Source organism: Pseudomonas sp. D8002 (genome assembly GCF_013385695.1).
Taxonomy (GTDB): domain Bacteria; phylum Pseudomonadota; class Gammaproteobacteria; order Pseudomonadales; family Pseudomonadaceae; genus Aquipseudomonas.
Window position 1 is genome coordinate 83,922 of the sequence record NZ_JACAPM010000055.1, and the last position, 12,960, is coordinate 96,881.

Below are 12,960 nucleotides of genomic sequence, written 5' to 3' on the forward strand. Positions count from 1 at the left end.
TGTATGCCTTATTTAACATGGAATCAAAAAACTCTTTAATTACAGCCAATTACAAAACCAGTTCAAATGACTGTGTACCACCAAGTACTAAAAACGGCTTACCGAAAGGTAGGCCGTTTTTTTATGCCTGAAGAAAAGTAAACCGCCCTATTGCCCCACAGACGTCAGTGTTTATGCCGATGGTGCACATCGGGAAAATGCGCATGACTGTGCTGGATCGGTGCGTGCTCATGGGCATGACTATGTGGCTCGGTACCGTCCCACGCAAAGTTATGCACATGCTGGTGGTGCTCATCGTGTGTATGGCGATGACCGTGCATGAGGGGATCGTGCTGATGCTCGTGCGCATGATGTTCCATCAGATGAATCCACACCCCGATGGCCATCAAGGCGGCCGCGAGCAAGAACATCAGCGAAACTGACTCGCCCAGGATCAGGATCGAGATGACCGCGCCCAGGAAGGGAGCCGTGGAAAAATAGGCGCCGGTGCGCGCACTGCCAAGCCCGCGCAGAGCGAGCACAAACAGCACCAGACTCACGCCATACCCAAGCAGCCCAACCACCATGGTTGACCCGAGCGTGGCCACCGCTGGCAGTTGCGACCCGATGGCCAACGCCAAACAGCAATTGACCACACCCGCCGCCAAGCCTTTGCTGCCGGCGATAAACAGCGCATCCGAGGCAGAGACCTTACGGGTCAGGTTGTTGTCGATGGCCCAACAAAAACAGGCGAAAGCCACGGCCAACGGCCCCGTCCAATCATGAGCCGTCGCTGTCCCTTGCGGCCATGACAAAACGATCCCACCCAGAACAATAGCGATCATGCCGATCACGATGCGGCGATCTGCGTTCTCTTTGAACACGACCCACGCCAGCACGGCCGTGAGCACCGACTCAAGATTGAGCATCAGCGATGCGGTGGCGCCCGCTGTGCGGGTGAGCCCGTACATGAGCGCCACAGGCGCAAGCACGCCCCCAAAGACAATGGCGCCCACCAACCAGGGCCACTCTCCGGCTGCAAGCCCGGGCCGTTTCCAGCCGTGGTCGCGAGCAAACCGAACGATGGCCAGGCCCAGGCCGCTGCCCAGATAGAGCAGCCCGGCCAACAGGATGGGCGGAGTATCCACCCCCAGGAGCTTGGCAAGCGGAGTGCTGGCGCCGAACAACGCCGCCGCCGCCAACGCGTAGAGAACGCTCACATTCATAATGGGTCGCCCTGTCAGGCTTATTGCATAAGGACGAGCATCATAGCCGTGCCCGGGTAAGAATTATGTGAACGCCAGCCTGGCTGGCGAACCACAAGAAGGTGACGCATAACATTCCCCGCTACCGGCATCAGCACTGAGCGCCTCTTACTGGGGCGCTGTATGTCAAATCCCTTGCCGCACAAAACACTGCTCCACCACAGACTTGCCCCACTGCTGCCCCTCCTGTTCCGACTCCAGCACAAAGCCCGCGTTTTCATAGAGCTTGCGCGCCACATCCAGGCCCTTGAACGTCCACAGCCGCACCGCCGGGAACCGGTGCCCGTCACAGAAATCCAGCGCCTCTTTCAACAACCGTTTACCCAAGCCCTGGCCGTGGGCAGACGGGTCGAGGATGAAGCAGCGCAGGATCGCCTCGCCGTTTTCGCCCTCGCCATCAATCGCGATCGAACCGACGATCTGCTCTGCGTCCAGCACTGCCCAGACTTGGTTGCGCGGGTTGGCCATGCGCCCCATCAACTCGGCCATGTCCGCCGCCACCAGGCTTTCAAACGGCTGGCCAAAATTCGCATGCTGGGCGTAGTACTCGGCGTGCATCTGCGCGATACGCCCGATGATGCCTGGCCGGTAGCCATGGGCAATGCGGTAGTGCCTCGGCTGCCGGGCGCCGGTACGTTGGGTTTGCAGGGCTGCGGCGTACTGATCGAGCCCGCGGCTGACGGCCTGTTGCTGTTCGCTGGACAAGTCGCCAATCGCCTCGCCCACCTGGCGCCGGGCAAACGTTTCAATGTCGCGTAACGTCTTCTGGCCTCGTGTGGTGAGCCGCAGCTTTTTCGAACGGGCATCGTCCTCGTTGGCAAACTCTTCCAGCTCGCCCGCCTCGACCAGCTTGCGCACCATGCGGCTCACCGACGACTTTTCCAGCCCCAGCAACATGACCAGTTCAGCCGCTGTCAGCGCGCCACGCTCGCCGATTTCAACAATCGTGTGCACCGATGACGGTGGGTAACTGCTGGCCGCCAACTTCGGCTGCATGAAGCCCAGCTCTCGCACCATAAGACGCGAGGCACAGCGGATCTGATCGATAAGGTCTGGCTTGGAACGGTTCACGGGGGGAAACCTCTTGCCCGAATGACGAAGGACATAGTTGTACCGCGCAACCAAATACAGATCAATCTCCCAACCTGCAAACCACTGAGGTACATTCCCTCCCCACGGACAACAGATCATTCTCAAATGAACGGAGTCATCGCGTGTTTTCGATTTTTCACCGCCAACGCCTTTTCACCCTCTCGCTGATCACCGCCGCCCTCACCCTCGCCGCCTGCCACAGCGCCACCGCGCCGGAACTGCCGCCCGCCCCGGAGCTCGGCTCGGGCTATCGCACCGACATGAGCCCCCGCCACGCCGAGCGCCACATGGCCGCCGCCGCCAACCCGCTGGCCGCCGAAGCCGGGCGCGAGATATTGCGCAAGGGCGGCTCGGCCATCGACGCAGCGATTGCCATGCAGGCCGTGCTGACCCTGGTGGAGCCGCAGTCCTCCGGGATCGGCGGCGGCGCATTCATCATGCTGTGGGACGGCAAGCAGGTGCACGCCTACGACGGTCGCGAAACCGCACCGGCGGGCGCTACCGAGCGGTTGTTCCTCAACGCCGATGGCACGCCGATGTCGTTCCCGCAGGCGCAGATTGGCGGGCGTTCGGTGGCCACCCCGGGGGTGTTGCGTGCCCTGGAAATGGCCCATAAAAAGACCGGCCACCTGCAATGGGCCAAACTGTTTGAGCCGGCCATTCGCCTGGCCGAAGAGGGTTTCCCGATCTCTGCGCGCCTGCACAGCCTGATTGCCGCTGACCGCCACATCAGCCGCTCGCCGGAAATGACCGCGTACTTCCTGAATGCCGACGGCAGCCCGAAGGCCACCGGTACGCTGCTGAAAAACCCGGCGCTGGCCAACGTGTTCAAGCGCATCGCCAAGGAAGGGCCGGACGCGCTGTACTACGGCCCGATTGCCGAAGAAATCACCCGCAAGGTGCAGGGCAACAGCAACGCCGGCAGCCTGACGCTGACCGACCTCAAGGGCTACAGCGCAGTTGAGCGGGCGCCGTTGTGCACCGACTACAAGCGCTGGAAAGTCTGCGGCATGCCGCCGCCGTCGTCGGGCGGGATCGCCATTGCGCAGATCCTCGGCACGTTGCAGGCCCTGGAAACCCGCGACCCGCGTATGACGCTTGGGCTGTTGAAGCCGGTGAAGAACGACTCCCCGGCCGGCCTGGAACCGGTGCCCGAAGCGGTGCACCTGATCGCCGAGGCCGACCGCCTGGCCTATGCCGACCGCGCCCAGTACGTGGCGGATTCCGACTACGTGCCGGTGCCGGTGGCCGGGCTGGTCGCGCCGGACTATCTGGCCGGCCGTGCCGCATTGATCGGTGAGCGCAGCATGGGCGTCGCCAAGCCGGGCAAGCCTGCGGGAATTGAAGTGGCCTACGCGCCGGATCGCTCGCCGTTGCGCATTTCCACCTCGCAAGTGGTGGCGGTGGATGACGTGGGTGGCGCGGTGTCGATGACCACCACGGTGGAGTCCGCATTCGGTTCCCATGTAATGGTCCAGGGCTTTTTGCTGAATAACCAGATGACTGACTTCTCCTTCATCCCCGAAGAGAACGGCCAGCCGGTGGCCAACCGGATCGAGCCGGGCAAGCGCCCGCGTTCGTCGATGGCACCGACCCTGGTGTTTGATCGCCAGAGCGGTGAGTGGGTGGCCACGGTGGGTTCGCCGGGCGGTTCGCAGATCATCGAATATGTGAGCAAATCCCTGGTGGCCATGCTCGACTGGAACCTCGACCCGCAAGCGGCCGTCGGCCTGCCCAACTTCGGCAGCCGCAACGGCGCGACCGAGCTGGAAGCCGGGTTGTTCAGTGCTCAGCTGAAACAGGCACTGAAGGACAAGGGCCACGCCCTGAGCGAAATCGACATGACCAGCGGCGCCCAGGCGATCGTCCGGGTGCGCGATGCGCAGGGCAAGGCGTCGTTGATCGGCGGGGCTGATCCACGCCGTGAAGGCGAAGCGTTGGGGGATTGAATTGACTCACTGGAGAGCTGCGCGTGCACAAGGCAAATAACCTCGGCGCCCTGGCTGGCGTCGACCATGGGTTTTGTACGATTGACGATCCATTGCGGCCCGACGAGGTGTTCATCTGCAAGCAGGTGCACAGCGCCACGACCATTGAATGGCACCCGGAGCTTACGCCCAACACGGTGGAGGCTGACGGGGTTTTCAGCCGGGATGTGCAGCCGATTGCGGTGATTACCGCCGATTGCCTGCCGCTGCTGATGGCTTCGGAGAGCGGGGATCTCGTCGCGGCGATTCACGGCGGCTGGAAGGGGCTGCAAGGCGGGATCATCGCCAATGCCATGCAACGGTTTACCGCCGAGGGAGTGGCGTTGGACCAGTTGCGGATTGCGATCGGGCCGTCGATCAAGCCGTGTTGTTATGAGGTGAGTGGCGAGTTTGTGGCGCAGTTGCAGGCGAGCCAGGGGCATTTGTGGCGGGATGGAAATGCGCCGTGGACGTTTGAGCAGCCGGGGCCGTTGTTGGCACCGGAAATTCAGCCGCCAGAACCCAGGCAGGCGTTGAGTGCGTGGTTTGATTTGGGCCGGTATGCGCTGATCTTGCTGGAGGCGGCAGGGATAAAACCTGAGCAGGTTGAGGTGAGCGAGGTGTGTACGTATTGCACCTCGCCTGCATTTGCGAGTTACCGCCGAAGGACCCATGACAGTACGGAGCGCAAGACGTTGTTGTATTCGTGGATTTCCAGGACTGCGCAAATCTAGTGTGGGAGCTGGCTTGCCTGCGATGACGGAGTGTCAGTCAATATTTTATTCACTGATCCACCGCTATCGCAGGCAAGCCAGCTCCCACATTTGATCTTTAGCGGCTGATCTTCAACCCCTTACGCCCCGCATGCCGCTCCAGCGCCAGCTCGATCAACCGGCTCACCAGCTCGCTGTAGCTCATGCCAGCCGCCTGCCACAATTTCGGGTACATGCTGATGCGCGTAAAGCCCGGCAACGAGTTGATCTCGTTGATCAGCACCTCCCCCTCATCCGTCAGAAACACATCCACCCGCGCCAGCCCGGCACAGCCCAGGGTTTCAAACGCTTCGATAGCCAACGCACGAATACGCTCGCTGGCTTCAACGCTGATATCCGCCGGCACCACCACCTGGGCCGCCTGGTCATCGATGTATTTGCTGTCGTAGGAGTAGAAACCGTCCCGTACCACGATCTCGCCGCAACCACTGGCGATGGGATTCTCGTTACCCAACACGGCGCATTCGATTTCCCGGCCTTTGACCGCCGACTCCACCAGCACCTTTTCATCAAACCCGAGGGCCAGTTCTACGGCGGCATGATATTCAGCCTCGCTGCCCACCTTGCTCACACCCACGGACGAACCCTGGTTCGCCGGTTTCACGAACATCGGCACTCCGAGTTTCTGCCGGGCTTGTTCGAAGGTGGTTCGCGCCGCCGTGCGACGGTTGAGGGTAATGAACGGCGTCACGGCAATCCCGGCATCGCGCAGCAGGCGTTTGCTGATGTCCTTGTCCATGCACACGGCCGAGCCCAGCACGTCGGAGCCGACAAACGGCAAGTCGGCCATGCGCATCAGGCCTTGCAGGCAGCCGTCTTCGCCGAGGGTGCCGTGGACGATCGGGAAGATCACATCGACATGTTCCAACGAGGCCTGGCTGGCGGTTTCCACCAGTTGTTGGCTGGCCTTGCCCGGCACCACGGCCAGTTCACGATTGGATTGATTGAGGGCGATCAGCGCCGGGTTTTCTTCGTTGAGCAGAAAGCCCGAGGTGTCGTTGAGGTGCCAGTGGCCGGCCTTGTCGATGCCGATCAGGATCGGCTCAAAGCGCGAACGGTCCAGTGCATCGACGATGTTGCGCGCCGATTGCAGCGACACTTCGTGCTCGGCCGAACGGCCACCAAAAATAATCCCTACCCGCAGCTTGCTCATGATCGGCCTCACGTTTGAAAGTAAGGCTTCTTACCATGAGCCGTCAGCGATTCGCTACCAGCGTGGCCCCGAACAGCACATAACAACCACCGGCAAACCGGTCCAGCCACTTGCGCGAGCGGGCATAGACGTTGGCCATCCGCTCACTGGAAAACACCAGTGCCACGCAGGAGTACCAACTGAATGACAAGGTCGCCATGGTGATCACGGCCAGGGTCAGCAGCGTCGGCGACGGTGACTGCGGCATGGTGGATGCAAAGATCGTCGCGACGAACAACGCCGCCTTGGGGTTGGACAGGTTGCCCAGCAAACCCAGGCGCCAGGCGGAGAACAGTGAACGCCGAGGTTCGTCGGGCAACAGGTTCTGGGCCATCGACGGTGCCGAGCGCCGGAACAGTTTCAAGCCCAGGTAAATCAGGTAGCAGCCGCCGATGATCTTGAACGCCAGGTACAACATGGGTGCTGCGGTGAACAGCGACTTGATCCCCAGCCCACCCGCCAGCCCCCAGATCACGGTGCCGGTGGCCACGCCAGCCGACGCCACCACGCCATGGCGGCGTGAACAACTGGCGGCCAGTTGCGCGGTGTTGAAGAAGTTCGGGCCGGGCGTGACGACCGCGACGGTCCAGAGCAGGGCCAGCGAGACCAGAGGAGCCGCGTAGGCCGGATTGAACAATTCCATGTGGGATTCCGCCGAGGGCAGTGCAGGAATAAGGATCATATGCCCGGTACCCGCCCTGCACAATCGTACAAGACCCCGGCAGACAGCGGATTCAGACTGGGTTACCGTATTTCCATCTCTTTGCGCGACAACTCATCATGGCGACCAATATCGACTGGCTGCACCGCGCGCCCCACGCCAGTGGCCTGGAGCGCATCGAGGCGTATTTTGCCGGGTTTGGCTTCGACCCCCATCGCCACGACACCTATGCCATCGGCCGTACCCTGTTCGGTGTGCAGAGCTTTCACTATCGCGGCGGCATGACCCACAGCCTGCCGGGGCGGACCATGGTGATCCATCCCGATGAAGTGCATGACGGCTGGGCCGGCAGCGAGGAAGGTTTCAAATACCGGATGATTTACGTGGAGCCGGCGCTGATCCAGCAGGTGCTCGGCGGCAAGCCGTTACCGTTCATCCCCGGCGGATTGTCCAGCGACCCGTGGCTGTACCGCGCCAGTGAAGTGTTGCTGCAAAGCCTGGATTGCCCGATTGACCCGCTGCAGGAACAGGACGCGATGTTTGACTTGGCCCAGGCGCTGAATAACGCGTCGGGCATCACGGTCAATCGCAAGACCTTCGACTACCGGGCCGCCGAGCGCGCACGGGAATTTATCCACAGTGCCCTGGGCCGCCCGATTACCCTCGATGAAATGGCGGAATACGCCAACCGCGACCGCTGGGCGCTGTCGCGGGATTTTCGGTTGTTGTTTGGCACCAGCCCCTATCGCTACCTGACCATGCGCCGCCTGGACCTGGTGCGCAGCCTGCTGGGCCAGGGCCAGTCATTGGTAGATGCGGCACTGACCGCCGGCTTCACCGACCAGAGCCACATGACCCGCCAGTTCCGCAGCACTTTCGGCATGCCGCCGTCGCGCTGGGTGAAGATGCTCGGGCGCTGAAATCCCGCCTTGAAACGCGATCAACCTGTAGGAGCTGGCTTGCCTGCGATGGCGGTGGGTCAGTTAATAAATTGTTGGCTGACACTCCGCCATCGCAGGCAAGCCAGCTCCTACAGTTGATTTATGTCGCTGCTGAAATCGCATCCGACTCTATAGCGCGCTCTTTAAGTGCTAACGCCAGAACCGCCCCCGCCAGGGCAATCGCCGCGCTCCACCACAACGCCAGTTCAATCCCGCCCGCCTGCGCCGCGCCCGTCGACCCACCGGCGTTCGCCAACGACACCAGCAACGCCAGCCCCAACGCACCGCCAATCTGCTGGCTGGTGGACGCCATGCCCGCCGCCACGCCCTGCTCGCCCGGCCGGATGCCCAGCCCGGCGGCCACCCACATCGCCGTCCAGGTCATGCCCTGGCCAATACTCAGGATGAAAATCCCCGGCAGCAACGACCAGAACCCCGCCCCCGTCGGCAACGCCACACATACCAAAGCGATACCCACCGCGCCCGCCAACTGGCCGCTGACCAGGGTGTTGCGCAACCCCAGACGCGCCAATGAACGCTCCGCCAGCCAGATGCCCGCGGTGCACACCAGCGTCGCCGGCAAAAACGCCAACCCCGCCTGCAACACGCTGTAGCCGTAGACCTGCTGGTAATACACCGCCAAAAAGTAGTACTGCACGCCAAAGCTGCTCATGAACACCGCCGTCAACACCATGGCCATGCGCAACTCGCGATAGCCCAACAAGCGAAGCGGCATCAACGGATCACGGCCCCGGTGTTCGATCCACCCAAACAACCCGAGCAGCACCAACGCCAGGGCCATGCAGCCCAGGGTCGACGGCGCCGCCCAGCCCCACTCCGGCCCCTGCACCAGGGAGAACACCAGCAAGGTGCCGCCCAGCGTCACGGTCAACGCACCGCTGATATCAAAGTTGCGCCCGCGGGCCCGCTCGCCATCGGCGGGAATCCAGTAGCGCGCCGCCAGGGCACAGGCACCGGCCAATGGCACGTTCACCAGGAACACCGCTTCCCAGCCCCAGGCCTGGGTCAGCACGCCGCCGAGCAACGCGCCCAATGCCAGGCCCGCCGCAGACGCCGCGCTCCACACGGCAAACGCCCGATTACGCGCGGGCCCTTCGGCGTAGTGGGTGTTGATCAGCGCCAGCGTGGCCGGGAACAACAGCGCCCCGCCCACACCCTGCACCGCCCGCGCCAGCACCAGCAGCAAGGCGCTGCCACCGAGCACCGCCGCCAGGGAAGACAGCGCATACAGCGACTGGCCAAGCATGTACAAGCGCCGCTTGCCCAACAGGTCCGCCGCCCGACCGCCCAGCAACAGGAAGCCACCAAACGCCACGCTGTAGGCACTGACCACCCACTGCAATTGCTGGGCAGAAAACCCCAGGTGGCTGCCGATTTGCGGCAGCGCGACAAACACGATGGTCGCGTCGAGGGCGATGATCAGTTGCGCGGTTGCCAGCAGCAACAGCATCCAGCCAGAGGGTCGAGAAGAAGACATCACAGCGTCCTGCCTGAAAATGAGAGGCGCCAGTTTCTTTCATGCCCAACAGATGATAAATACCCCTATCACTCTTTCAGTAATGACTTTAATCATGGATCTGAATGCTGTTCGCCTGCTGGTGCGCGTCGCCGAAACCCGCAGTTTCACTCGCGCCGCCGGAGACCTGGGGCTGACCCAATCGGGCTTGTCCCGGGCCATTTCCCGGCTGGAAAACCAGCTGGGTGTGCGCCTGCTGCAACGCAACACCCGCAGCGTCAGCCTCACGCCCGACGGGCAGATGCTGTATGAACGCAGCGCGCCGCTGCTGGCGGAACTGGCCGAAGCCGAGCGGCAAATGCTCGACCGCCGTGCCTCACCGTCCGGTTTGCTGAAGATCAGCACGCCCTCGTTGTTTGGCCGCAAGGTGGTGATGCCGGTGATCGGCGAGCTGACCCTGCAATACCCCGACCTGCGCATTGAAGCGGTAATGACCGACCGCCTGGTGGACATCGTCGACGAAGGCTTTGACGCCTTGCTGCGCACCGGCGACATCCAGGACCAACGCCTGATCGCCCGGGCACTGCCACCGCTGCGCTGGGTCACCGTCGCCTCCCCGGCTTATCTCGCGCGTTTTGGTACGCCGCAGACCGTCGATGAACTCCAGGACCACAATTGCCTGACCGTACGTAACCTGCGTACCAGCCGGCTGGTGGACTGGCAGTTCATGCTCGATGGCAGGGTGCAGGACGTGAGTGTCGAGGGGCGGTTGATCTTTGATATCGGCGATGCGCTGGTGGACGGCGCGCTGGGCGGATTCGGCATCGCCCAGGTGATGGACTTTGCGGTGCGGGAAGATCTGGCGGCCGGGCGCCTTGTGCCCTTGCTGGAGGAATTTGCCGGGCGCAGTCGGGCGATATCGCTGGTGTATCCGCCATCGCGGCAGTACTCGCCGAAGTTGATGGCGTTTGCCGAGGCGCTCAGCAAAAGCCAGTGGTAACACAACCTTTGTGGCGAGGGAGCTTGCTCCCGCTCGGCTGCGCAGCAGTCGTATATCTACCGACCAAGTGTATTGGCAGGAAACAATGGGACCGCTTCGCGCTCCAGCGGGAGCAAGCTCCCTCGCCACAAAACCAGGCTTTACCGGAAGAATTGGCACTGGGCTTAAAGCTGTCGCCCATCAATCGGCTCACCAATCGTCAGGAAATGCCCGCCCGCCACATGGTGCAAGGTACGCAGCGCATCCTGCCCTTCGAAATGCCAGCGACCGTCGCTGAATACGCGCTCATCAGCCTGGGCGGCCACCACTTCGGCGAGGAACAGATCGTAGGTCTGCTGGTTATGCGGTTCCGGCAGCAAGCGGCATTCCAGCCACGCCACGCAGCCTTCAAGCATCGGCGCTTCGGTGTGTTCGCCGCTGAACGTCTGCAAGTCATATGCGGCGAACTTGTCGGTCTCGCTGCCGGTGGTGTTGCCCACGGTCTGCACGATATCGGCCTGGGCCGCACACGGTACGTTGAGCACGAAAGTGCCGGCGCCTTCGAGCAGTTGCCGGGTCCAGGTGGCCTTATCCAGCACGACGGCGACTTTGGGCGGCTCGAAATCCAGCGGCATCGCCCATGCCGCGGCCATGATGTTGCGCTGGCCGTTGTGCGCGGCGCTGATTAGTACGGTCGGGCCGTGGTTGAGCAAGCGGTAGGCCTTGGACAGCGGGACGGGACGGCGATGGTTAGGGCTCATGGACGAAAGGCTCGGAAAAAAAACCTACGATACCTCAAGCATGAGCCCGGGTGACTAGCTGCTCAGTTGATTGGCGAATTGCCCTACAGCGCTGACCACTTTCTGGGCGCCGTCCTGGATCTCGACGATCACCGTGCCCGCCTCGGCCGCCAATGCCAGCCCTTGCTCGGCCTGCAGGCGGCCATCGGTCATCAGCGCCACTGCATCGCGGGCCATGTCCTGGTTCTGGCGCACCACGCCGACGATTTCCTCGGTGGCTTTGCTGGTACGCGACGCCAGTTGCCGAACCTCATCGGCCACCACCGCAAAACCACGGCCTTGCTCACCGGCACGGGCGGCTTCGATGGCGGCGTTGAGCGCCAGCAGGTTGGTCTGCTCGGCGATGCCGCTGATGGTCTTGACGATGCTGCCAATCACCTGGGACTGGGCGTTCAGCGCTTCAATGCCCTCACCCGCCTGCTCCATGTGCTTGGCCAGGTCGCGCATCACCTCCACCGCCTGGGTGACCACGGTGGTGCCGCGCTGGGCGCTGCTGTCGGTGTGCAGCGAGGTGCTGTAGGCGATGTTGGCCGCGTCGGCCACGGCCTGTTCCTGGTTGACCTGGTCGGTGATCACCGTGGCGAACTTGACCACTTTGTACAGCCGCTCGTTGGCGTCGAGCACCGGGTTATACGAAGCCTCCAGCCACACCACCCGCCCGTGGCTGTCCACCCGCTTGAAGCGCCCCGCGACGAATTCACCGGCGTTCAGGCGCTTCCAGAACTGCTGGTACTCGACGCTGCCGGCATCCTGCGGCTCACAGAATATCCGGTGATGTTTGCCCTGGATCTGCGCCAGGCTGTAACCCATGCCGTTGAGGAAACGGTCGTTGGCCGTCAGTACATTACCGTTGAGGTCGAACTCGATCACTGCCGTGGAACGCACCAGCGCGGTGATCAGGTTTTCGTGCTCGCGGGACGCCTCGATAGTGCGGGTCAGGTCGCTGGAGTACATCGAAATATGCTTGATACGCCCGTCACTGCCACGCACCGGTTGCACGATGGAGCGCAGCCACGCCTCATTGCCGTTGCCGCGCATCAGGCGTACGGAACCGGCGAAGTGTTCGCCACGCACCAGGGCGTTCGTGAAGCGCAGTTGAAAGGTGTCGTGCTTGACGTGCGCCGGCACCAGATCCTCGATCAGGCGGCCTTGCAGCTGGCTTGCCTGGTAAGCCATCTCTTGAAGGAAGATGGCATTGACGGACTCGATGCGCCCTTCGGGATCCAGGGTCAGGGCCATCATTTCGCTTTCCAGGCTCTCCTTGACCTGCTGCAAACTGGATAATTCTTCGCGAAGAGCAGACAGCTCCTGCTTGAGACGGGTGTTGAACATGGAGGCACCGGTGGGCAAATGAGGGCGGGATCTGACCTGCATCGGCGCTGCCGGCATTTTCTTAAGAGAGCTTTAGCCCATTGCCCAACTATATTTTTTCAGCCCCTCAACTGCCGTTGTTACGGCAGATGCCCATCACTTGGTAGTGGAGCGTGTTGAGCTTGCCGGTGGAGTCTTCGTAGGTCATGCGTGACGGCACCGCGCTGCACGAGCGGATCGGCGGCGTGACATTCACCACCCTGGCAATGTCCAGCTTCATGCCGTAGCGATACACCATCACCTCGGGCGCAGGCTTGCCCTTTCTGGCGGCGTAGGCGGCCATGGCTTGCTCATTGTTTTGCATCAATTGGGCGAAGGTGCGGTCGCCTCCACCTTCGGCCATCGCGCCGGCGGAAACGATCAGGGCCAATGCAGCGACAGTGGTTTTCAGGGTATTCATGAGGGCGTCCTCGTCTGACTTATTGAATTAAAAGTTCAGAGCAAGAATAACTAACCAAGCCTG

Annotated in this window: 12 protein-coding genes and 1 pseudogene; 4 read left to right on the forward strand and 9 right to left on the reverse strand. The window is 62.3% G+C overall.

Features of this window, described 5'->3' with window-relative positions:
- Positions 1-164 precede the first annotated feature (164 nt).
- Together HX807_RS28645 and HX807_RS28650 are read right to left on the reverse strand one after the other, a co-directional pair.
- Complete coding sequence (locus HX807_RS28645) at positions 165-1,205, reverse strand: DMT family transporter (RefSeq protein WP_008437485.1); 1,041 nt, start codon at positions 1,203-1,205, stop codon at positions 165-167.
- Between the two features lie 165 nt (positions 1,206-1,370).
- A complete protein-coding gene (locus HX807_RS28650; RefSeq protein WP_218174127.1) occupies positions 1,371-2,261 on the reverse strand; it encodes a bifunctional helix-turn-helix transcriptional regulator/GNAT family N-acetyltransferase in 891 nt (296 codons plus the stop codon).
- 197 nt (positions 2,262-2,458) lie between these two features.
- Here HX807_RS28650 and ggt point away from each other — a divergent pair, with 197 nt between their 5' ends.
- Both ggt and HX807_RS28660 read left to right on the forward strand, forming a co-directional pair.
- On the forward strand, positions 2,459-4,285 hold the full coding sequence (gene ggt, locus HX807_RS28655; RefSeq protein ID WP_177051836.1) for a gamma-glutamyltransferase: 1,827 nt from the start codon (positions 2,459-2,461) through the stop codon (positions 4,283-4,285).
- A gap of 23 nt (positions 4,286-4,308) precedes the next feature.
- Positions 4,309-5,037 (forward strand): polyphenol oxidase family protein, encoded by a 729-nt coding sequence (locus HX807_RS28660; RefSeq protein ID WP_177051838.1) that lies wholly within the window; start codon positions 4,309-4,311, stop codon positions 5,035-5,037.
- Positions 5,038-5,134: 97 nt separating this feature from the next.
- Here HX807_RS28660 and ddlA read toward each other — a convergent pair whose 3' ends face one another.
- Together ddlA and HX807_RS28670 are read right to left on the reverse strand one after the other, a co-directional pair.
- Entirely contained in the window at positions 5,135-6,229 is a 1,095-nt protein-coding gene (gene ddlA, locus HX807_RS28665) for a D-alanine--D-alanine ligase (RefSeq protein ID WP_177051840.1), read from the reverse strand.
- A 43-nt stretch (positions 6,230-6,272) separates the two neighbouring features.
- A complete protein-coding gene (locus HX807_RS28670; protein ID WP_177051842.1) occupies positions 6,273-6,911 on the reverse strand; it encodes a LysE family translocator in 639 nt (212 codons plus the stop codon).
- A 137-nt stretch (positions 6,912-7,048) separates the two neighbouring features.
- On the opposite strand from HX807_RS28670, the gene HX807_RS28675 reads away from it, so the two are divergent.
- Positions 7,049-7,849 (forward strand): AraC family transcriptional regulator, encoded by an 801-nt coding sequence (locus HX807_RS28675; protein ID WP_003214430.1) that lies wholly within the window; start codon positions 7,049-7,051, stop codon positions 7,847-7,849.
- 121 nt (positions 7,850-7,970) lie between these two features.
- Here HX807_RS28675 and HX807_RS28680 read toward each other — a convergent pair whose 3' ends face one another.
- The gene (locus HX807_RS28680) at positions 7,971-9,341 is read right to left on the reverse strand and encodes an MFS transporter (RefSeq protein ID WP_218174130.1); all 1,371 of its coding nucleotides are present in this window, start codon (positions 9,339-9,341) and stop codon (positions 7,971-7,973) included.
- Positions 9,342-9,462: 121 nt separating this feature from the next.
- Between HX807_RS28680 and HX807_RS28685 the strand changes: the two genes are divergently transcribed.
- Positions 9,463-10,347: a LysR family transcriptional regulator gene (locus tag HX807_RS28685; protein WP_177051844.1), complete on the forward strand. Its 885-nt coding sequence runs from the start codon at positions 9,463-9,465 to the stop codon at positions 10,345-10,347.
- A 164-nt stretch (positions 10,348-10,511) separates the two neighbouring features.
- Here the strand turns inward: HX807_RS28685 and HX807_RS28690 are convergent, their stop codons facing one another.
- The 4 genes and pseudogenes from HX807_RS28690 to HX807_RS28700 form a co-directional block, all read right to left on the reverse strand.
- Positions 10,512-11,087: a flavin reductase family protein gene (locus tag HX807_RS28690; RefSeq protein ID WP_177051846.1), complete on the reverse strand. Its 576-nt coding sequence runs from the start codon at positions 11,085-11,087 to the stop codon at positions 10,512-10,514.
- Positions 11,088-11,141: 54 nt separating this feature from the next.
- Positions 11,142-11,573, reverse strand: a complete 432-nt coding sequence (locus HX807_RS32075) for a methyl-accepting chemotaxis protein (protein WP_371132413.1) — start codon at positions 11,571-11,573, stop codon at positions 11,142-11,144.
- Between the two features lie 108 nt (positions 11,574-11,681).
- A pseudogene (locus HX807_RS32080) lies at positions 11,682-12,515 on the reverse strand (PAS domain-containing protein); the annotation flags it as partial.
- Between the two features lie 49 nt (positions 12,516-12,564).
- On the reverse strand, positions 12,565-12,897 hold the full coding sequence (locus HX807_RS28700; RefSeq protein ID WP_102368102.1) for a DUF2790 domain-containing protein: 333 nt from the start codon (positions 12,895-12,897) through the stop codon (positions 12,565-12,567).
- Between the last annotated feature and the right edge of the window lie 63 nt (positions 12,898-12,960).